Origin of the sequence: Mucilaginibacter hurinus, assembly GCF_003324525.1 — a bacterium.
Classification (GTDB): domain Bacteria; phylum Bacteroidota; class Bacteroidia; order Sphingobacteriales; family Sphingobacteriaceae; genus Mucilaginibacter; species Mucilaginibacter hurinus.
In genome coordinates this window covers 353,572-376,071 of record NZ_QGDC01000003.1, presented here as the reverse complement: position 1 = coordinate 376,071, position 22,500 = coordinate 353,572, and the positions used below count along the sequence as shown (strand labels likewise).

Annotated in this window: 13 protein-coding genes; 12 read left to right on the top strand and 1 reads right to left on the bottom strand. The window is 43.7% G+C overall.

The genetic code is table 11. The features are described 5' to 3' along the window. The first annotated feature begins 124 nt into the window (after positions 1 to 124). The 12 genes from DJ568_RS07405 (at position 125) to DJ568_RS07350 (ending at position 21,543) form a co-directional block, all read left to right on the top strand. Positions 125 to 3,244, top strand: a complete 3,120-nt coding sequence (locus tag DJ568_RS07405) for a SusC/RagA family TonB-linked outer membrane protein (protein ID WP_114004618.1) — start codon at positions 125 to 127, stop codon at positions 3,242 to 3,244. A gap of 20 nt (positions 3,245 to 3,264) precedes the next feature. Then, complete coding sequence (locus DJ568_RS07400) at positions 3,265 to 4,779, top strand: RagB/SusD family nutrient uptake outer membrane protein (protein ID WP_114004617.1); 1,515 nt, start codon at positions 3,265 to 3,267, stop codon at positions 4,777 to 4,779. 26 nt (positions 4,780 to 4,805) lie between these two features. Beyond that, entirely contained in the window at positions 4,806 to 6,893 is a 2,088-nt protein-coding gene (locus DJ568_RS07395; protein WP_114004616.1) for a hypothetical protein, read from the top strand. Positions 6,894 to 6,911: 18 nt separating this feature from the next. After that, positions 6,912 to 7,817 (top strand): PKD domain-containing protein, encoded by a 906-nt coding sequence (locus tag DJ568_RS07390; protein WP_114004615.1) that lies wholly within the window; start codon positions 6,912 to 6,914, stop codon positions 7,815 to 7,817. A gap of 5 nt (positions 7,818 to 7,822) precedes the next feature. Next, on the top strand, positions 7,823 to 8,857 hold the full coding sequence (locus tag DJ568_RS07385; RefSeq protein WP_114004693.1) for a family 16 glycosylhydrolase: 1,035 nt from the start codon (positions 7,823 to 7,825) through the stop codon (positions 8,855 to 8,857). A gap of 115 nt (positions 8,858 to 8,972) precedes the next feature. Continuing rightward, entirely contained in the window at positions 8,973 to 9,866 is an 894-nt protein-coding gene (locus tag DJ568_RS07380) for a glycoside hydrolase family 16 protein (RefSeq protein ID WP_114004614.1), read from the top strand. A 240-nt stretch (positions 9,867 to 10,106) separates the two neighbouring features. After that, the gene (locus DJ568_RS07375; protein ID WP_147238722.1) at positions 10,107 to 11,735 is read left to right on the top strand and encodes a DUF6377 domain-containing protein; all 1,629 of its coding nucleotides are present in this window, start codon (positions 10,107 to 10,109) and stop codon (positions 11,733 to 11,735) included. A gap of 214 nt (positions 11,736 to 11,949) precedes the next feature. Beyond that, positions 11,950 to 14,922, top strand: coding sequence for a SusC/RagA family TonB-linked outer membrane protein (locus DJ568_RS07370; RefSeq protein ID WP_114004612.1), 2,973 nt, complete (start codon positions 11,950 to 11,952; stop codon positions 14,920 to 14,922). 15 nt (positions 14,923 to 14,937) lie between these two features. Next, positions 14,938 to 16,533 carry a RagB/SusD family nutrient uptake outer membrane protein gene (locus DJ568_RS07365; RefSeq protein ID WP_114004611.1) on the top strand — a complete coding sequence of 532 codons (1,596 nt, stop codon included), beginning with the start codon at positions 14,938 to 14,940 and terminating at the stop codon, positions 16,531 to 16,533. 13 nt (positions 16,534 to 16,546) lie between these two features. Then, positions 16,547 to 17,596, top strand: coding sequence for a SusE domain-containing protein (locus DJ568_RS07360; protein WP_114004610.1), 1,050 nt, complete (start codon positions 16,547 to 16,549; stop codon positions 17,594 to 17,596). Between the two features lie 59 nt (positions 17,597 to 17,655). After that, entirely contained in the window at positions 17,656 to 20,106 is a 2,451-nt protein-coding gene (locus DJ568_RS07355) for a glycoside hydrolase family 31 protein (RefSeq protein ID WP_114004609.1), read from the top strand. Between the two features lie 18 nt (positions 20,107 to 20,124). Then, on the top strand, positions 20,125 to 21,543 hold the full coding sequence (locus DJ568_RS07350) for an alpha-amylase family glycosyl hydrolase (RefSeq protein ID WP_233496644.1): 1,419 nt from the start codon (positions 20,125 to 20,127) through the stop codon (positions 21,541 to 21,543). Positions 21,544 to 21,933: 390 nt separating this feature from the next. Here the strand turns inward: DJ568_RS07350 and DJ568_RS07345 are convergent, their stop codons facing one another. Continuing rightward, positions 21,934 to 22,401, bottom strand: a complete 468-nt coding sequence (locus DJ568_RS07345; RefSeq protein WP_114004608.1) for a DUF4279 domain-containing protein — start codon at positions 22,399 to 22,401, stop codon at positions 21,934 to 21,936. Between the last annotated feature and the right edge of the window lie 99 nt (positions 22,402 to 22,500).

The following is a 22,500-nucleotide window of genomic DNA, read 5'->3' as shown; positions in this document are numbered from 1 at the left end:
GGATAATAATGCGAAAACTGTCTAAGTTTCCGCCCTGACGATTATTACGCCTGCACAAGAACATAGTGCAGATGACCACCACTAACTAAAAAAACGAAATCAATTAACCTAAAATCAATTTTCCATGCAATTAAAACTCAAGTTATGTTTGGGCATGATATTGCTTATTTGCGTTATTAATAATGCTTATTCGCAAACATTAAGCCTGAATGGCAAGGTTACCAATAAAGAAGGGGAGCCTTTGCCCGGTGCATCCGTAGCTGTTAAAGGCGCCAATACCGGCACTATGACTAATGCAGATGGTATGTATACTATCACCATACCGCAAACAAGCGCTACGCTTGTGGTATCTTTCATAGGTATGAGTACGGTAGAGAAAGCCGTATCGCAATCAGGCGAAGTTAATTTTGTGCTCGAAGATAATAACGCCTTAAGCGAGGTAGTAGTAATAGGCTACGGTACACAAAAAATCACTAAGGTATCGGGTGCAATATCTACCGTAAAGGGATCAGACATTGAGAGGCTGCGCCCTGTACGCACCGAGGAGGCCATACAGGGCCGTGCAGCGGGTGTTACCGTAGTGCAAAATGGCTCACCAGGTTCAAAACCGGTAGTACTTGTAAGAGGCATCCCATCATTTGGCGGTGCTGAACCTTTGGTTATAATTGATGGTGTTATGCAGGGTATTGTGGACCTTAACGCCCTCAACCCGCTTGACATAGCATCTATTGATATTTTAAAAGATGCCGCTACCATCGCTATTTATGGTGTTAAGGGCGGTAACGGTGTTGTTGTAGTAACTACTAAAACCGGCAGACGCAACCAAAAAACGGATATTAATTTAAGCAGCAACTATGGGGTACAGCAAATAATCAGAAATATCCCCGTGTTAAATGCTACCGAATACGCGGCTATGGTTAACGAAGGCAGTACCTTATCAGGCGGCAACGTAATCTTCCCTGATCTTTCCACTGTAGGTATAGGAACCAACTGGCAGGACCAGATATTTAAAAATGCGCCGCTGCAAACGCATAATATAACAGCTACCGGCGGAAGCGATAAAATGGCTTACTTTCTATCAGCAGGTTATATGGGTCAGGGTGGTATTGTAGGCGGCATGGATAAGTCGAGATTTGACCGTGGGAACTTTACAGCTAATCTTGATTTCCAACTGGCAAAAAACTTAAAATTTATCGTGAATGCTACAGATGTTATCCTGCACTCAAAAGGTGTACAGGAAAACTCGTTTAACAGCGTTATTGGTAATGCTTTAAATTTCGATCCTACAGTATCTGTGCTTAACGAAGATCCTGCGGCGCCCGGTAAATACGGATACAGTACGCGCATCTTATCAGAAATTTTCAACCCTTTAACCAGGCTTGACAATACTTACAACAAAAATACCGGCAATAAGCTATATGGTAAATTTGAGTTACAGTATGATGTACTAAAAGATTTGAAGTTAAGCAGCCGTTTTGGTTATACTAAATACGATGCTACATCAAAAACATTCACTCCACTTGCATTTTATGGCCCGTTTAACGTAGATAATACAATGGGCGTTGACGGTAAAGCACTACCGGACAGGCACAACAATGTGGCGCATGAAAAGGTTAGCAACTTCAACTATGTTTGGGAAACCTTTGCAAACTACAATTTCAAAGTAAATGAAGATCACACTTTTGAAACAGTGCTGGGCTTTTCACTTGCCAAGCAAACTGGTAATGTAGCCGGTGCTACCAGGCAGGATGTGCCATTTAACTCTTGGGAGTTTGCGGATTTTACTGCAGCAACCGGTATAAATAATGAAGATAATTTAAATGCCCGCGATGGTTATTACAGCCAATATTTCCGTAAAAACATGTCATTTTTTGGACGTGTAAACTATGATTATAAAAGCCGTTACCTGGCCTCGTTCTCAGCAAGACGCGACGGTTCATACGTATTCGGTAGTAATAATAAATTTGCCAATTTTTATGCCGGTTCACTGGGTTGGGTAGTTAGCGAAGAGAGCTTTTTTAAAGTTCCGTTTATCAATTTCTTTAAAATCAGAGGTAGCTACGGTACGTCTGGGAATGATAGTAATTTAGGCCCCACCTATACACAAGTTGGTACAGGCGGGCCGGATTATGGCAGCCCTGTGAACAGTAATGGCTATAATTTTGATAATGTCTTCCTTTCAGGGTCAACTATCGCAAGGCTGTCTAATCCAAGCCTACGCTGGGAAAAGCTGATACAATCTAACATCGGGTTTGATATTACCGTATTTGAAAACAAAATATCCTTATCTGCCGATTATTTTCGGAAAGATGTAAGTGGTTTATTGTTCGTGCCTTCAGCATCGTTGTACCTTGGTACAGTTCCGATCCCGGTAGATAACGTAGGTTCAACAAAAACTTCGGGATTTGATTTCACTTTGAGTTATAACGAAAGGATTGGTCGTGACTTTAAATTAGGCAATACCTTTACATTTACTACAAGCAAAAACACGGTTACGCAAACTAACGATGACGGTACCGCCCGGATAGTTGGTGGCAGTTATTTCAATGGCCAATCGCAAACCGTAACAGTATTTGAAAAAGGTTATACGCCATGGTATTTCTACGGCTACAAAACCAATGGTTTATTCCAGAATGCTGCCGAAGTCGCCGCGGCACCTACACAAACAGGCGCACAGCCGGGCGACATCCGCTTTGTTGATATTAATGGGGACGGGGTGATAACCGCCGCTGACCAAACGCAAATAGGTAACCCATATCCGAAATTTACTATGGGGTGGAACCTGACTATGAATTACAAAAATTTTGATTTTAATGCCTTTACGTATATCTCGGTGGGTAACGATATCTATCGCGCATACGAGCGTAATCAAAACTATACCAATAAGGACCGAAGTGTCCTCGGCCGCTGGACAGGCGAAGGCAGCACCAATGATGCAAAACGACCTCGTTATTCTTTTACCGATGCTAACAGTAATATTAGGGTGTCTGACAGGTATGTTGAAGATGGCAGCTTTGTTAAAGTCAAAAACATTCAACTGGGTTATACCTTTCCGGTCTCAATCACTAAAGTTTTCAAGAGTGTTAGATTGTACGGTCAGGTGCGTAACGCATTTGTATTTACTAAGTATACCGGGTTTGATCCGGAGATACAAAATGGCTCGGCGATAGGCGAAACCGGTATCGACAGAGGTACCTACCCGCAACCAAGAGTTTATTCGGTGGGCCTTGACATTAAGCTATAATTCATTTAATAATTAATACAATGAAGAAAAGACATATATATATAATGGCGGCGACTGTACTTGTTGGCGTTACCGGCTCTTCTTGCAAAAAGTTTGTGGATTATAACCCACGGCAAGACTTTGTTATAACTGACCTTGATTACCTAAAATCAGAAACGGATTACCGCACCATGGCCGTTAGTGCCTATACACCGGTGCAATGGCTTAATCAAGTGATTCCGATAGGTGATATAGCCTCAGACAATTCTGTTACGGGTGGTGAAGCAGCTTCAGATGTGATTGCTTTGCAACAGGTAGATGACTTTACTACTACCACTAACAATAGCGCCATAGAAGATTTATGGCGGGTTGCTTACGAAGGGATTAACCGTTGCAACTACCTTCACCAGAACAAAGAAAAGAACCGGGCCGGCGAAACTGTTGAGTTTGCCGGAAAGGACGCCCTGTACGGGGAGATATACTTTTTACGCGCTTACTATTATTTTACGCTTGTACGCATGTGGGGCGATGTGCCTTTGTTTGTTGATAAGCGTTTAGATGTGACGGATTCACGCACCTTGCAGCGCTCACCCAAAGCTGAGGTTTACGCCCAAATTGAAGTAGATTTAAATGCTGCCATAAATGTGCTGCCACCTACGCAAGCGCAAAAAGGTCGTATTACTAAATATGCCGCGCAGGCTTTATTAGGCAAGGTATTGCTGTATGAGGGAAAATTTGACCAGGCGGCTACGGTATTGGAGTCTATAATCAACGCCAAGGCATTTACATTGGTTGATGATTTTGCATCAATGTATCTGGCTGCAGGCGAAAATGGACCTGAATCATTGTTTGAGATACAGTACACCAATGGCTCGCCTTATTATAATTGGGCCGGATACAATCGTGGCCAGGGAAATTACGCAGTACAGCAAAACGGGGTACGCGGATTGAATGGCAGCGCAGATATGCCTTACGCGCCGGGATGGAGCACTAACCTGCCTACACAGGACCTGGCGGACGCTTACCAGGCAGGCGACCAACGGAAGGACGCTACTATACTTGATATTGAAGCCTATAAAAATAACAACCCTGGGTTGAGTATTACTTACCAGGAGGCTCCGTACAAAAACACAGGCTTTTACAACGCAAAGTATCTGCCACGCAAGGGCGAAACTTCCGGTCAGGTTGAATTAAATTACTTAAATAACTTCAGGATATTGCGTTACGCAGAAGTGTTATTAATGGCAGCCGAAGCCATTAACCGTTCCTCAGCTCCTAATGCATCTAAATCGCAGCAGTATTTAAACGATGTAAGGAAGCGTGCCTTTGGTGATGAAAATCACAATATAACTGCAACCGGCACAGCGCTTACGCAGGCTATCTGGAACGAAAGACGATTAGAACTGGCTATGGAAGGCGACAGGTTTTTTGATCTGGTGCGTACCGGGCAAGCGGCTACTGTGCTTGAAGGTTTCCAGGCAGGTAAGCATGAATTATTCCCAATACCGCAGCTTGAAGTAAGGATATCAGGCTTAACACAAAATCCGGGCTATTAATTCAACTACCATTTAAACGAAACACAATGAAAACAATAAAATATTATCTCAGCATAGTACTTTTAGTTACTGTGCTGGCCGGATGTAAAAAGGAGAAGTTTGAAGATACATCCTTTGTGAACGGCATTGGCGCGCCCGGTAAACTATCGGTGATGTTTAACATCACGCAGGATAACACCGGCCAGGTTACTATTATACCTAACGGCGAAGGCATAGCCTCATACGACGTATACTTGGGCGACGGCACCGCCGCTCCCGTAAAATTGCAGGCCGGCCAAAACACCCGGCATGTATATGCAGAGGGAGTTTATAATGTAAAGGTAGTAGGCCGTAGCCTTAAGGGCGAAACTATCGAAAAGACGCAGGAGCTTACGGTATCATTCAGGGCGCCCGAGGAACTTAAGGTTACACCAACAATTAACGGTTTAAATGTAAGCATCAGCGCCGAGGCTTTGTACGAAACACTGTTTAGGGTGTACTGGGGCGACGCGACAGGCGAAAATCCTGAGCCGTTTGATCCAGTGTTGCAAGGCGAATCGGTATCACACAATTACGCCGGAGCAGGCGAATATACTATTCGTGTAGTTGCGCTAAGCGGCGGTGCTGCCAGCGCTGAATTTACCCAAACTATTAAGGTGGGCAAACAACTGGATCTGCCTGTAGCGTTTGACGACCCTAATTTCGATTACACCATGAGCGACTTTGGCGGTAACAATGCATCAGTTGCAGCCGACCCTTCCGTGAGTGGTAACAAAGTACTTAAAGTGGTTAAAACTGCCGGGGCAGAAGTGTGGGCAGGTACCACATTAGGCACTGCCGCGGGGTTTGCTACGCCGGTGCCTTTAAAAACTAATAATTCTAAAATGAGCATGCGAGTTTATTCGCCTGCAGCTGGCTTGGTTGTTAAATTAAAACTGGAAGACCATACCAACGGTGCAAACTCGGTAGAAACTGATGTAAACACTACTAAAGCCAACCAGTGGGAAACGCTTACCTTCGACTTTAACAACAATGCGGCAGGTACGCCGGCATTAAACGATGGTACCACTTATGATAAAGCCAGCGTTTTCTTTGACTTTGGTGCAACCGGCAGCGGGAAAACCTTTTACATGGACGACCTTAAATTTGTGCCGTCGCTGATACAGATAGATTTACCGGTAACTTTTGACGCCGCTACCGTTAATTACACCGTTACCGATTTCGGCAATAACCAAACTACCGATGAGGTGGATCCTGCTAACGCTGCTAACAAGGTAAAACTCACTACCAAGCCAAACGGAGCCGAAACATGGGCTGGCACTACCATTGGTACGCCTGCAGGTTTTGCAAGCCGTATACCGCTTACCTCGGCAAATTCACAAATGAGCGTTCGGGTTTATTCGCCCGCGGCTGGTATAACCATAAAATTAAAGGTTGAGGAGCATGCAAACGGCGGAAACTCGGTGGAAACCGATGCGGTAACTACTAAAGCTAATGCCTGGGAAACACTAACATTTGACTTTAATAACAACTCATCAGGTACGCCTGCTTTAAACCCGCTGTTTTATTACGACAAAGCTTCGTTATTTTTTGATTTCGGTGTAGCCGGCAGCGGTAAAAAGTTTTACTGGGATGACGTGAAATTTGAGTCGGGCGAGCCAACTTCGGTTGATATTCCGCTGAATTTTGAGTCGACGACGCTTACTTACGGCTTTGTTGATTTTGAAGGTGGTAACTCAACAGTGGTTGACAATCCCCATAAAACCGGCATTAATCAAAGTAACAGAGTTGGTAAAATGGTAAAAAATGCTGGCCAGACTTATGGCGGCAGTGTATTACCGTTAGACCATACAGTTGACTTTTCGACTAAAAAAACCTTTAAAATGAAAGTTTACTCGCCAAGGGTGGGTGCTAAAGTTTTACTGAAAATCGAAAATCAAACCAATGGTGGAATCAACTTCGAGAAGGAAGTTTTAACAACCCAGGCAAATGCGTGGGAAGAATTAACGTTTGATTATAGCGCTATTAATACAGCCAATACCTATCAAAAGCTGGTATTAATATTTGATAATGGTACTATGGGCGATGGTTCTGCAAACTTTACCTGGTTCTTTGATGACATTACGCTTAACTAATTCAAAAACAAGACGATCATGAAATTAAATATAAAAATAATCGCCCTCGTTTTGGTTACCTCGGTACTTGGCTTTTCCGGGTGTAAAAAAACTCAATACAGTTATGGTGATATAAAAAATCCCGGCGACCTGAGTATTAATGCTACCGTTGAGGGTGTAACAGAGGCCACACCTAATGGTGATGGCAAAGGAAATGTAACTATCGACGTATCTTCAACAAATGCTATCAGCTACAAATTTGATTTTGGCGATGGTAAAACTCAAATGGTGCCCTCGGGCAAATTAACTTACAAGTACAACAACCCCGGCACAGCTGATTACACAATTACTGTAAATGCTATAGGAGCTGGTGGCGCTACCTCAACTATCAGCAAAAAGGTAACTGTATTTGTAGCGTTTGTAATACCTGAGGTTATTGTTAAAGGCCTTACAGGCGGTACAAGCACGTCAAAGGTTTGGGTTACCGACAGGGAAACTGTTGGTCATGTGGGTGTCGGTCCAACAGATTTGTTTTGGCCAAGTTACTACGAAGCCGGCCCTAATCAACGCGCTGAATGTTTATATGACGACGAAATAACCTTTGCGGCTGATGCCAACAATAATATTTCAATGACAATAGATAACAAAGGCCAGTCGTTCTTTACTGAAGCTTCAACGGCGTTTTACGGTAAAACCGGCCCCGATAATTGTTATGATTTTGACGTAGCTGCACCGCGTAACCTAGTGTTTATGGATGCCACTTCGGCATCAACCACCGAAAACTCTACGCGTATACAGTTTACCGTTCCGGGTAATGGCCTTATAAACTTCGGTACAGGCGGAACAACGTATGAAATACTATCAATATCAGATACCCAGGTGCATTTGCGCAATATTGGAGCTGATGGATTAGCGTGGTATCAAAAGTTGAAAGTAAAACAATAATATATATGAAATTCATTCGGGCATCTTTTTTTCTGGTAGCAGCAATGCTGCTTACGTACTGTTCAAAAAGTAACGGGGGGGCTGAGCCCACCCCCGTTACTCCTTCCGATTTGGAGGTTTTTGCTACTGTAAATCCGGATAACAGCGGTAACGTAACTTTTACTGCAACGGCAAAAAATGCGGCGTCGTATGATTTTGATTTCGGCAACGGCACTTATCAAAATGTGGTGGCAGGCGTGGTAACTTACCAGTATCCGGCGGCAGGCGTGTATACCGTGCAGGTAATTGCAAAAAGTAAAAGCAATAAAACCATATCAAAATCAATACAGGTAACGGTTACAATAAGCTCATCATTGTTGTGGTCAGATGAATTTAACACACCCGGCGCGCCGGATGCTTCAAAGTGGGGTTACGATATCGGAACGGGGGATAACGGCTGGGGCAATGCCGAATTGCAATACTACACCAACCGTCCGGAAAATGTTATAGTAGCTGATGGGGTATTAAAGATAATGCTTAAAAAGGAAAGCTTCAGCGGAAGTGCCTATACATCTACGCGGCTCCTATCCCGGGGCAAGTTTGATTTTACTTACGGAACGGTTGAAGTGAAAGCTAAGCTTACCACTGGTGGCGGTACATGGCCTGCAATTTGGATGCTTGGCAGCAATTTTAGTTCGGTAGGCTGGCCGGCGTGCGGCGAAATAGATATTATGGAGTACAGAGGTTCTGACCCAGGCAAAATACATTCTACATTGCACCACCCGGGTCGCTCGGGCGGCAATGCCGATACCAAAAGCACCACGATAGCTAATGCTAATACCGCGTTTCATATCTACAAGGCAGAATGGTCGGCCTCAGCTATTAAGTTTTATGTTGATGATAAGTTATACCACACTTTCCCCAACAACAGCTCGATACCTTTTAATCATGATTTCTTCATTATTTTAAATGTTGCCATGGGTGGCACTTTTGGAGGCCCGGTTGACCCTAATTTCAGTAATACATCAATGGAAGTTGATTATGTAAGGGTTTACCGGTAGCCACATAAACACGAATTACAGGTTTTATACATGCTCTGCAGTAATACTGAGGACGGTATGAACAGGCATGCTACGGCCTTAATCGTAGCAAATAACACATTAAGCAATTATGTAAATGAAAAACAATAGAAATGTATTCTTATTCGCGGTAACGGTTATTGCCGGTGTTACCCTGCTTATAAATTGTTCTCCGCCCAGCAAAATTCAACAGGCGCCTAAAGGTACCGTAGTCTTTTTTGAAGACTTTTCTGACACTATGCTTGATCGCAGTAAATGGAATGCAGAAGTTACAGGTATACATGTTAATGATGAGTTGCAGGCTTATGTTGATTCGCCGCTAACTATTTTCACGGTATCAGGAGCCGATGCCGAAGGGGCCCAAAATGGCGCCCTGGTACTGCGGCCACATGCTTCGCCGAATTTTAAAACGACCGATGGGCGTACATTTAACTTTATATCAGGCAGGGTAAATACAAAGGGCAAGTTTGATTTCACTTACGGCACAGCCGAAGCCCGCATAAAAGTTACTGAGGGTGATGGTCTGTGGCCTGCCTGGTGGTTGCTTGGTAACGGCAACTGGCCGGAAACAGGCGAAATTGATATAATGGAGTATGTAGGTGAAAAGGACTGGGTAAGCGCGGCAGTACACGGCCCCGGTTACAGCGGCGAAACGCCTTTTGTAAACCGGCAGTATTTTGAAAAAGGTAACGAGGCCACCGGCTGGCACGTTTACGCGGTAGACTGGACCCCTAACGAAATGCTGTTTAAGTATGACGGTAAACTTATGTTCCGTGTTAACCGTAAAATGGTTGAGCATTATGGTAAGTGGGCATTTGATACCCCCAAATACCTCATACTTAATTACGCCCTTGGGGGAGCTTATCCTGTAAAGATAAATGGGGTTAAAAAACCGTATTACGGCATGCCCGAAAGCAGCCTGCAGTTGGTAAAGAGCAGTAAAGCAAAAATGCTTGTAGACTGGGTAAGGGTAACCAAACGCGAAATGTAAAATCAATCCAGCAATTCTTTCAAACAACCAATAACGCTATTTCCGATTCCGGAAATGGCGTTTTTTGTGTAATTTCCCGAATAAACGTTTTAGGTATAATTCCATAATTATCTTGCGCTTAATGCTGTTTCAGGGACGAGAAATCGAAGCATACCTAATTGATATTGGTAAGCAGATAATTTATTATAATTATTACATTCGATGCTTATTATAAACTTTTGTATTGCGGTTAATCAAACCATGAAAATCAACCGGTATTTGCTGCTTTGTACATTACTATGCGTTGCCATGCACAATAGTTACGGGGCAGTACGAACAGACAGTTTATTTAAAGAGCTTAATAAAGTTTTAGGTAAGAAACACCTGTACGTTAAGCAAAAGGAAGAAAGAATAAACAAGCTACGGCAGCAGTTAATTCAATTAAAGAACCTGCGAACAGAATATAACATTTGCCAAAAGTTATACGAGGAATACAAAACGTTCAGCTATGACTCGTCATATCATTATGCTAAAAGACTTCAGCTAACGGCCGCCGCTTTAAATGATCCGTTGTTGATAGCATCTGCCAAAATGCAGATGGGGTTTACACTTCTGTCATCCGGACTGTTTAAAGAGACCCTGGAGGTGTTAAACAGTATTAACTTAAACGTATTGCCGGTTGATTACAAAATAGAGTATTATTACTTAAAGGCCCGTACTTTTTTTGACCTGTCAGACTATAACCGTAACGCTGATTATTCCGCGCTTTACAACCCGCAGGGTATACGATGCATTGATTCTGCCCTGGCACTAAGCAAGCCTGGCTCGTACAATAACTTAGAGCTTAAAGGATTACGTAATTTACGCACCGGAGATCATACCGCAGGGCTGAAGGTTTACACCGCCCTGTTAAGTATGCCGGGCTTAACATCGCATCAATTTGCCATTAACGCCTGTTGCCTGAGTTATATAAACGAGATAAGGGGCAACGAAACTGCTTCGGTGGAGTTGTTGATACAGGCAGCCATATCTGATATCCAGTCGGCCACTAAAGAAACTGTAGCCAGCTATAAACTCGCTGATATTTTATTTAAACGTGGTGATATCGAAAATGCATATGTATATATCAAGCAGGCTATGGAAGAGGCAACCTTTTATGGCGCTTTGCATCGACAGGTTAAAATAAGCAGCATTCTCCCTATTATCGAAGCGCAATGGATAAGCCAGATAGAGCATCAAAAGAAGTTATTGTATATATACTCATCGGTCATCACTTTATTGGTGATTTTTGTGGTGGTTTTTGCAGTGATTATTTTCAGGCAATTAAAAAAGTTAAGAATAGCAGACAATATTATTAAGGCCGCAAATGCCAATCTTCAGGAAACTAATGCGACACTTAGCGAAGTAAACAAAAAGCTAAGCGTCGCTAATACGCTGAAAAATGAATACATCGGTTACTATTTCAATATCAATTCGGTTTATATTGAAAAGCTGGAGAACTTTAAAAAATCTCTGGATAAAAAATTAGCCAGTAAACGTTATGAAGATGCCTTGCAGGCAGTAAATAACCTTAACCTTGAAAATGAACGCCGCGAATTGTTCAATACGTTTGACAAGGTATTCTTGCGTTTGTTTCCTGACTTTATAGAAAAGTTTAACTCCCTTTTTAAGCCCGAAGACCGCATGGCTATCCCTGTAGGTGAACTGCTGAACACCGAACTGCGGATATTTGCCCTTATACGTATGGGCATACATGATAATGACCGGATATCAAAAATACTCGGGTATTCTGTAAATACCATTTACGCGTACAAAAACCGTGTTAAAACCAAATCAACCATCGCGAATGACGAATTTGAGGATCGTATAATGGAGATACAGGCGGTATAAGCTATACTTTCCGGTAATAATACTTCTATATTTGTTACATATAAAACAATGATTAAATAGTTGATAATCATTGTTTTATAACCAATTATTCGCTGATATTTTCTATATCGGCTCTTCATCAGGTTGCTTTTTGGTCATCGCCTTCTTTCCTTTGATTTGCGAACTGAGCAGGTGCTCAGGAACCAGTTAAACCAATATTAAATCTCTAAACTAAATGAAAAAGATCTACTCCTTTAGGTACAGGTTACTGCTGTTTTTTGTATTCCTGTCCAACTGGGTTTTTGCCCAAACTGGTGTCATCACCGGGCGCGTAGTTGATGACGGTAACCTACCGCTCCCCGGGGTTACAATTAGCATAAAAGGCACTAATCTTAGTACTGCTGCCGACGTTAATGGCTACTTTAAGCTATCAAATGTTCCGGCGGGCCCGCAAACGTTGGTAGCCAGTTTTATAGGATACAAAAACCTTGAGCAAACCGCTGAAGCTGGAGCCGCCGTAAACCTGCAAATGGAACCTTCATCGCTGGCGTTAAATGAAGTTGCGGTAATTGGTTACGGCACAGTGCGTAAAAGCGATGCGACGGGTTCAATAGGCGTGGTTACCGCTAAAGATTTTAACCGGGGCGCGGTTAACTCTTTACAGGAAGCCATTACAGGTAAACTCGCAGGTGTTGTAATTACCTCAAACAGTGGCGCGCCGGGCAATGCTTCAACCATACGCATACGGGGTGGCGCATCTATCAATGGTAGTAATGATCCGCTGATAGTGATTGATAACGTACCGGTTGATAACTTCCTGATGGGTGGAGCGTCAAACATATTAGCCACCATTAACCCTAATGACATCGAGAACATTACGGTGTTAAAGGATGCATCTGCTACGGCTATTTATGGAGCCAGGGCTTCAAACGGGGTAATGCTTATAACAACCAAGCGCGGTACAAAAGGTCCGGCTCAAATAAATTATAACGTTATTGCTTCATTATCCACTTTGCCTAAACACGTAGATGTTTACAATGGCGACGAGTTCAGATCAGTGGTAAATAAGGTATATGGCAACATCCCGGCGGTAACCGCGCTGTTAGGAACCGAAAATACCGACTGGCAAAAAGAAATATATCAAAATGCTTTTGGGCAAGACCACAACATAAGTTTTTCAGGCAGTGCAAAAAATTTGCCTTACCGTGTATCGTTAGGCTATAACAATAGCGACGGTGTGTTAAAAACCTACAATTTTAAACGCACCACGGTAGCGGTTGGGTTAGATCCCAGCCTGCTTAAAAACCACCTGAATATCCACATCAACTTAAAAGGCTTATATAACACTAATAATTTTGCGGAGCAGGCTGCTATCGGCAACGCTATCAATTACGATCCTACTAAGCCTGTGCGCAATGGCAACACGCGCTGGCGGGGTTATACCACATGGACGGATAACGGCAACACTGATATAAACGGCGCGCCGGTAACGCTGGCCCCGGCAAACCCCGTTGCACAGCTTGAACTTACCGATAATAAATCAACAGTAAGAAGAAGTATTGGCAACGTACAGCTTGATTATAAAATGCACTTCTTGCCCGACCTGCATGCCAATGTAAACCTTGGATATGACTATGCCCAGTCATTCGGCCATAATAACGCGCGCGACAGTACGCAATGGGTTTACATACCGGTTGTAGCAGGCGGAAGGCTCAATAATTACGAAGAGAACAAAAAAAATAAACTGTTTGATTTTTACCTGAATTACATAAAGGATATAAAATCAATACAAAGCAGGTTAAATGTTACCGCAGGTTATTCGTGGTCGCATTTTTATAATGATGGTAAAAGCCAGTCGTCAGACGTTGCCCGCACCGCGCCGCAGCCGCTAGACAGTTACATTACAGAATATTACCTGGCAGGTTTCTTCGGCAGGTTGGATTATTCATTTAAGGATAAATACCAGTTAACCGCTACTGTAAGAAGAGACGGCACATCACGCTTTGCAGAAGACAGGAGATGGGGCTGGTTCCCTGCGGCTGCTTTTACCTGGCGATTAAAAGAAGAAAACTTTTTGAAGAACAGTAACACGGTATCTGACCTGAAACTTCGTGTAGGGTATGGTGTTACGGGGCAGCAGGATCTGCTTACCAAAAATAATTACCCGTATCTGGCCAAATATACCATAAGTGATCAAACGTCTCGGTACCAGCTCGGTGATGCATTTTATAATACCCTGCGTCCGGACGGTTATGATGCCAATATTAAGTGGGAGACTACAACAACTACAAACTTTGGGTTGGATTATGGATTTCTCAACGGAAGGTTATCGGGTGCAGTAGATGTTTATTTCAGGAAAAGCAAAGATCTGCTAAGTACTGTACCTGCCGCGGCCGGTACCAATTTTTCGGCATTTGTGTTAACGAACGTAGGTGATAGCGAAAACAAGGGTATCGAGTTTAGCCTTAACGCGGTTTTAGCGGCTAAAAAGGATTTTAACTGGAACCTGGGCTACAATCTAAGTTACAACCGTACAAAAATTACAAACCTTTCATTAAACGGAAACACAGGCACCATCCTCCAGTTTGGTGGCATATCCGGTACATTTAATACTATCAAGGCACATGTGGTGGGCAGCCGGACAGGTTCATTTTATGTTTACCAGCAGATATATGATACAAACGGAAAGCCTATTGAAGGGGCTTATGCAGACCGTAACGGCGATGATGTAATAAACAGCAGCGACCTGTACATTTACCAAAATCCCGATCCTGTAATACAAATGGGTATAAACTCAAGGGCAAGTTACAAAAGATGGGATTTTAGCTTTTCGGGCAGGCTAAGCCTGGGTAACTACAACTACAATAACGTAGCAGCAGGCAGCACTTACCGCGGTTTATACTCATCACTTGGATACCTGGCAAATCAAACCAAAGCGGCTGAAGAAACCCAGTTTACCACTGCTTTACAAACCAACATGTCTGATTTTTACATACAGAATGCATCTTTCTTCCGTATGGATAACATAAACATTGGCTATTCATTTCCCGACGTAAAAAGACTAAAGATCCGTGTTAACGGCGGGGTTCAAAATGTATTTGTAATCACTAAATACAAGGGGCTTGACCCGGAAATATCAGGCGGGCTTGACAATAACTTTTTCCCGCGTGCAAGGATGTTCCAACTGGGTTTGAATTGTACATTTTAATCAGCATTAGTAATCATGAAACTGAATAGATCATTAGCAATAATTATAATCCTTTTGGGTGTACTGGGTACCTCCTGCGTAAAGGATCTCAATGTAAAACCGAAAGATCCGAGGATAATTACATCGGCTACGGTGTTTGATAAGCCCGAGGCATATAAGCAATTTTTAGCCAAGTTGTACGCCACGCTATCGCTTACCGGCCAAAAAGGCGAATCGGGCTTGCCTGAAATATCTGCACCTGATGAGGGTACCACTGCCTTTTTAAGAGGTTACTGGGCCTTACAGGAAGTAACAACAGATGAGTGTATAAACGCCTGGGGCGACGGCGGTTTGGTTGAGTACCATGGTCACGCATGGTCAGACCAAAACAGCTATGTAAACCTGATGTATCAACGGCTTTTTATAAACATCAGCTATTGCAACGAGATGATACGCGCGGTAAACGATAACCCCGGCGGTTTAAGTGGCACACAAAAAACCGAAATAGACGCTTACCAGGCCGAGGCCCGTTTTTTAAGAGCATATTTTTATGCCTGTGCTATGGACATCTTTGGCAATGTGCCTTTTGTGACCGAAGCTGACAAGCCCGGAGCCTTTTTGCCGAAGCAAATAAAACGGGCCGATCTTTTTAACTATGTGGAAAGCGAACTGAAAGCAGTTGCCGACCTGTTGCCTGCACCCGGTTCAAGTGAATACGCCCGTGCAAATAAAGCTGCCGCGTGGGCTTTATTGAGCCGCATCTATTTAAACGCGCAGGTGTATACAGGAAGTGCCAGGTATGACCAGGCCATTACCTACGCCAACATGGTTATAAACAGCGGTGCTTACACTTTACATGATAATTATGCAGGCTTATTTTTAGCTGATAATCATCTAGCTGGTGACGAAATAATATTGCCGATTGCATCAAGCGGTGCTAACTCACGCAGTTATGGCGATGTTACCTTTATTATCCACGCAGGCGTGGGCGGCTCAATGGACGCAGCCAATGACTATGGCATAGCATCAGGCGGCTGGAACGGTAACCGTATGACCACAGCTTTTGTTGATACGCAATTTCCTGATCCGTCGGGTGCTACTGATAAGCGCGCTATATTTCATACCGACGGGCAAACGCTTACTATTACCAACCCCACTATTTTTACAGAAGGTTACCTATGCGCCAAATGGAAAAACGTAACATCAACGGGCGAAATTGGCGGTAATGCCACATTTGTTGAAACTGATTTCCCGCTATTCCGCCTGGCAGAGGTTTACCTGAACTATGCCGAAGCGACAGTGCGCGGCGGTGCAGGCGGCGATGCAGGCAAGGCATTGCAGTTGGTAAACGAACTGCGTGCGAGGGCTTATGGAAACACATCAGGCAACATCACTTCAAGCCAGCTTACGCTAGATTTTTTGCTGCAGGAAAAAGGACGTGAATTTTACTGGGAAGCCCAGCGCCGCACCGACCTGATACGTCATGGCAAATTTACCGGCAGCGATCTTTTGTGGGATTTTAAAGGGGGTGTAATGGCCGGCACAGGTACTGCACCGCATTTCAGCCTTTTCCCTATACCGGCGTCAGATCTGCAATTGAACAACAACCTGGTTCAAAACCCTGGTTATTAACTTTTAATCAATCATGAAAAAAATAATATATAACACCATCTTTTTGCTGCTGGCCCTTGCCGGCTGTAAAAAGGATAATATAGTAGCGGTAATTAAAAATAATCCCGGCGCGCCCGCTATTACTACACCGGCAGCGGCATCAACCATAACAATAACCAAAGACGATATGGACACCAGGGTGGTGATGCGCTGGAACAGGGCCGATTACGGTGCTAAAGCTGTTTTAAACTATACTGTACAGTTAGATAAAGCGGGTAACAACTTTGCCGCGCCTGTAACATTAGGCAATACCGCCACCGACTCGCTATCAATAACCAGGGCTGGGCTAAATAACGCGGTTATGACGTCGTTAGGGCTGCCTGCAAATGCTGAGTCCGAGGTAGAGATGAGAGTGACCACAGCCTTTAATAAAGATACCGTTACATCAAACCCGGTAAAATTTAAAGTGGTTACCTATAAAGACCCTGAGCCTGTAAGGTTGCAGCTTTGGCTGCCGGGCGCTTACCAGGGGTGGAGCCCCCCGGCGGCACCGGTTATATATAATGTAGAAGGAAGCAATTATGAGGGTTACGTGTACATGGCTACCGCGGGCGAGTTTAAATTTACATCCGCGCCCGACTGGGATCACATTAATTATGGTTATGAAGCTGACGGTAAATTAACCACCGATGGGTTGAAGGGCGGTATCATCGTTCCATCTGCAGGCTATTACAAGTTTAATGTAAATGTTGATGCACTTACCTATTCTTACACGCTGGTTGAATCGTTCGGTTTAATTGGTACGGCTACGCCGGGCCAATGGGATAATTCAACCCCAATGACTTATAATGCGACTACCGGCGTATGGACGGTTACTACAGACCTGGCTGCAGGCGCACTTAAATTCAGGGCGAACAATGGCTGGGACCTTAATTACGGCCCTGCGGTAACAGCAGACCTTTCAGGCAGGCTGATTCAAACAAATGATGCCATCAATATAACAGAGGCCGGCAACTATACTGTAACAATTGATATGCGGCAGTCAACCCCTGATGGGTACACCTATATGGTTGTGAAGAACTAAATTATTTCCCCCGGGACAGCGATCAAAAAATGGTCGCTGTCTTTTTTAAATTGTTATAAATGAAATTCTACCTTATAAAACCGTTATTGTTATCGCTTATGTTATCCGCGCCTGCCTACGGCCAGTCAACGGTACAACAAATAGGTAATGTTAGCACGGTTAATATAAATGGCCAGCAGGTTAATATAAAACTGGATAATGCCGAAGCGCAAGTAAGTGTATATACCCCATCGGTAATACGTGTGCGTATTGACCGTAAAAAGCTGGCGGATGATTTCTCTTATGCCGTTACCGGCAGACCGCTTGTAGTAAAAACCACCATTACCCAGGATGATAATCAAATAACCGTAGTTACTGATTCTGTACGGGCCGTTATACAAAAAAAGCCTTTTTCAGTAGCGTTTTATACGCCTGAAGGTAAAGTGATTAGTGAGGACGAAAAAGGTCTGCACACATCCTGGGCCGGTGAAGCGGTAACTACGTACAAAAAAATGCAGGAGTGGGAGCATTTTGTTGGTTTAGGAGAAAAGACAGGGCCTTTAGACCGTAAAGGAAGTGGCTATACTAACTGGAACAGCGATGTATTCGGGTACGCCGCAACGCAGGATCCATTGTATTCAACCATTCCGTTTTATATCGGTATACATCATGGTTTAAATTACGGCCTGTTTCTGGATAACACCTATCAAACGGACTTTAACTTTGGGGCCAGCAACAACCGTTTCTCCTCTTTCGGTGCGCGCGGCGGCGAAATGAACTATTATTTCATTTACCATAAAAAGGTTGCAGACATTATTAATTCCTATACCTGGCTTACGGGCAAAATGCCGTTACCGCCGCTATGGTCATTGGGTTATCAGCAAAACAGGTATAGCTACTACCCCGAGGCCGAAGTTATGCGCGTAGCTCGCACCCTGCGCGAGAAACGTATACCTGCTGACGGTATTACGCTGGATATCCACTACATGGAGGCATACAAACTGTTTACATGGAACAAAGACCGTTTTCCCGACCCGCTTAAAATGAATACCGAGTTGAACAAGATGGGCTTACGTACCACCGTAATTGTAGACCCCGGTATAAAGGTGGAGAAAGGTGCAGGCGCGTATGAACGTGGCAAAAATGATGGCATATATATTAAATACCCCGACGGGCAGCCTTACACCGGCCAGGTTTGGCCGGGCTGGTGTAACTTCCCCGACTTTACGGATCCGAAAGGCCGGGCATGGTGGCGCAAAGAGGTTAAGTTTTTTGCCCAATCAGGCGTAAGCGGGATATGGAATGATATGAATGAAATTGCCACCTGGGGGCAAAAAATGCCGGATAATGTGCTGTTTGATTATGATGGCAAAAAGGCCAACCACCTGCAGGCGCATAACGTGTACGGTTTGCAAATGATACGTGCCAGTTATGAGGGTGCCCGCGAGCAGTTCAAAGAACGCCCCTTCCTGTTAACGCGGTCGGGTTATGCAGGTTTACAGCGTTACAGCGCCTTATGGACCGGCGACAACCGCTCAGAAGAAGACCATATGATGGCGGGCGTGCGTTTATTAAACAGCCTGGGGCTTAGCGGCGTGGCCTTTAGCGGCATGGATGTGGGCGGCTTCACCGGAAACCCCACCGTAGGGTTATACACCCGCTGGATGGAACTTGGCGCCTTTACGCCGTACTTTCGTAACCATACCCAGTTAAACAGCAAGTCGTCAGAGCCGTGGAGCTATGGCGAAGATGTACTGGATATAGCGCGTAACTACATTAGCCTGCGCTATCAATTGCTGCCATACCTGTATAGCAGTTTTTACGAGGCTACCCAAACCGGTATGCCGGTAATGCGGTCATTAGCTATTAATTATACGCATGACCCACGAATATTTGACTGGCAGTTTCAAAACCAGTATGAATTTGGTAACGGGCTTATGGTAGCGCCGTTTGAGAGTACAAAGGAGTTTGGTAAGATATATTTTCCGGCAGGTAAATGGTATGATTTTTACAACGATGCCACACAAGCCGGGGGCGAGGATAAAATTGTGCAGCTTAACATTAATAAACTCCCGGTTTATGTAAGGGGCGGAAGTATCATACCTGTACAATCGCTGGTACAAACCACCAGCCAGTTACCTACCGATACATTAACGGTACACATTTATCATGGCAACTCGGCAAACAGCTTTGTATATTATGAAGACGACGGCAAAAGCTATGACCATGAAAAGGGCGGTTTTTATAAAAGAGAGATCAGTTTTTTACCGGCTAAAAACCAGATAAGCTTTGGCAAGCCCGAGGGTAAATACAAAACCCATTTTAAGTTTATAAAACTGGTTTTACACGGATTTGATGCAAATAATATTAACGTAAGCGGCCGTGCCTCGGCATTAACGTCAAGTGAATACGGCTGGCTTACAGCGGCTGCCAGTACCGACCCCACGGGCGGGGCCTATCAACCTGAAAAATGCCGGGTAAAGTATCTCGTTTTTAATAACGAGCCAAATCTGATCAATATAAATTACTAAACTAACGATAAAGTGTGTATGAATAATTATGTAATAAAACACCGGATGAAAGCTATCTCATTGCTCCTTTTAGTGAGCTTAACGGCAGTGTACTGCAAAAAATCAGCAACTACCAGGCCCGTTGTGCCCCCGCCCGTTGCCCCTGTTGATAATTACAAGGACCCTGCAGCTTACGGTACGCCGTTTGCTGGCGTGCCCGACACCAAGGACATAATTATGTACGAGGTGAACCTGCGCGCGTTTAGCGCTGAGGGCAATTTAAAGGGACTGCAAAACAGGCTTGATAATTTAAAGCAACTCGGCGCTAATGTAATATGGCTGATGCCAATTTACCCGGTAGGTGTGGTCAAGTCGGCCGGGGGGCTTGGCTCGCCTTATTCGGTAAAAGATTATAATGCCGTAAATGCCGAGTATGGTAACCTTGATGACCTGCGCACCGTGGTAAGCGAAGCACATAAAAGGGGTATGGCGGTGATATTGGACTGGGTGGCTAACCATACCTCTTGGGATAACCCCTGGATAGCTAATAAATCATGGTATCAGCAGGATAGTAACGGCAATATTATATCGCCTGTTGGTACAAACTGGCTGGATGTGGCCGCGCTGAATTACACCAACAATGATATGCGGAAGGCCATGATACGCGCCATGAAATTCTGGGTACTAACTGCTAATGTCGACGGATTCCGTTATGATGCCACTGACTTTGTGCCAACTGATTTTTGGAAGCAAAGCCTTGACACCTTAAAGAAGTTTAATACCCGTAAACTGATATTATTGAGCGAGGGCAGTAAAAAAGAGCAATTTACAGCTGGTTTTCAAATAAATTACGCTTTTGAGTTTTACGACAGGCTGAAAGTCATATTTGCCGGCACCCAGGCGCCAAGTACTTTATTTACGGCGAACACCAATGAATACAATGCCCTGCCGGCCGGTGCGTTTAAACTACGGTATACCACAAACCATGATGTAACATCGTCTGACGGGAGTACGGTTGATATTTATAAAGGTAAACAGGGCGCGCTGGCAGCGTTTGTGCTTGCCGCGTATATGAATGGCATTCCGTTATTATACAACGGGCAGGAAGTCGGCAGCCCTAAAAGAATAGACTTTTTTAAGAAAGACCCTATTGACTGGACCGCTAACCCGGATATGACTGAAGAATATCAAAAACTAATAGCTTTTCGTAAATCCAGCGAAGCGGTTAAAACGGGAGAACTAACTACTTACAATGACCGCGATATCATCGCATTTGAAAAGAAGCAGGGTAGCGAACAGGTTTTGGTTTTAGTAAACGTACGTAATGCCGAAATAAGTTATACCATCCCTGCTGTGCACCAAAACTCCGGATGGAAAAATGCGCTGACGGGTGCTGATGTAACACTGGGCAATCAACTTAATTTGCCTGCTTATCATTATATTATATTGAAGAAGTAGGTTTTAGTTAACGCTTGGCACGAGCTTATCGGCCTGAGATATTATAACAAATCCTGTAGGTTTATGGCTTACGGGATTTTTTGTTTGACTGGAAGGCTATTAGCACTTTTAGGTAATTGGCGCATACGGCACGCGTACTGCAATTGGGGCATTTTGTTTTTAGGGTTTTAATGTTGCATAATCTTCGATTCAAGTACTGCTATTCGATCCAGGAAGTTTAAATTACTTTTATACACCCGGCAAAGACTCGAGATTTCACGGGGCTGTACAGGTTTGAATCTCTACAACGTTGCTAATGCACTGTTGAATTGCTGGTTCAAATGTTAGTGAAGTACAATAAATTATTATGATTTATGAAATGTGGTCGGTTAGCGCGACGTTTCAAAAAACTCATGGGAAATGGCCGGGTGCAGTCCCTGTTCTTCGAGGTGGATTTGATATAGGCATTACATAAAGGTCAAGATCAAATTCTATTTTTAATTGTGCTGTCATCTTATTGTATCGATCATCCAAATGGACCCAGGGAGTGCTTTCACCGTTGTCAAAGTACACGAACATTCCGCAAGATATTTCACAATCATACCTTTCACATATCGGTCGCAAAACATCTATCCTGGGCTCTAAAATATCTAACAAAGCATTTAAGTGCTGATCAAAATCCAAGTGGGGATCTATTCCTGAAGTAATCATCCATTTATTTACTTCTATTAAAGGAGAGTCACTGTTTCGGGGATTCTTTTTTTCGCCTTTAGTTCTTACATAATCAGGTTGTAAACCCAAAAGATTGGTGATATAACTATGATCGATATCCTCGAAACCATATATTCCAAACCCCAAATTAATTTCATTTTTTTTCATTTTAAAATAGAACCAAATTTTCGATAAAAATTTTATGCCAACACTACAAGGCGGTCAAGGTAGTCTTAAATTGAAATATCTAGTTGAAATCATGTAAGG

Excerpts from the sequence above, each read along its gene's own strand:
- DJ568_RS07405 (WP_114004618.1), top strand. The coding sequence starts at position 125 with ATGCAATTAAAACTCAAGTTATGTTTGGGCATGATATTGCTTATTTGC.
- DJ568_RS07400 (WP_114004617.1), top strand. The coding sequence starts at position 3,265 with ATGAAGAAAAGACATATATATATAATGGCGGCGACTGTACTTGTTGGC.
- DJ568_RS07395 (WP_114004616.1), top strand. The coding sequence starts at position 4,806 with ATGAAAACAATAAAATATTATCTCAGCATAGTACTTTTAGTTACTGTG.
- DJ568_RS07390 (WP_114004615.1), top strand. The coding sequence starts at position 6,912 with ATGAAATTAAATATAAAAATAATCGCCCTCGTTTTGGTTACCTCGGTA.
- DJ568_RS07385 (WP_114004693.1), top strand. The coding sequence starts at position 7,823 with ATGAAATTCATTCGGGCATCTTTTTTTCTGGTAGCAGCAATGCTGCTT.
- DJ568_RS07380 (WP_114004614.1), top strand. The coding sequence starts at position 8,973 with ATGAAAAACAATAGAAATGTATTCTTATTCGCGGTAACGGTTATTGCC.
- DJ568_RS07375 (WP_147238722.1), top strand. The coding sequence starts at position 10,107 with ATGAAAATCAACCGGTATTTGCTGCTTTGTACATTACTATGCGTTGCC.
- DJ568_RS07370 (WP_114004612.1), top strand. The coding sequence starts at position 11,950 with ATGAAAAAGATCTACTCCTTTAGGTACAGGTTACTGCTGTTTTTTGTA.
- DJ568_RS07365 (WP_114004611.1), top strand. The coding sequence starts at position 14,938 with ATGAAACTGAATAGATCATTAGCAATAATTATAATCCTTTTGGGTGTA.
- DJ568_RS07360 (WP_114004610.1), top strand. The coding sequence starts at position 16,547 with ATGAAAAAAATAATATATAACACCATCTTTTTGCTGCTGGCCCTTGCC.
- DJ568_RS07355 (WP_114004609.1), top strand. The coding sequence starts at position 17,656 with ATGAAATTCTACCTTATAAAACCGTTATTGTTATCGCTTATGTTATCC.
- DJ568_RS07350 (WP_233496644.1), top strand. The coding sequence starts at position 20,125 with ATGAATAATTATGTAATAAAACACCGGATGAAAGCTATCTCATTGCTC.
- DJ568_RS07345 (WP_114004608.1), bottom strand. The coding sequence starts at position 22,401 with ATGAAAAAAAATGAAATTAATTTGGGGTTTGGAATATATGGTTTCGAG.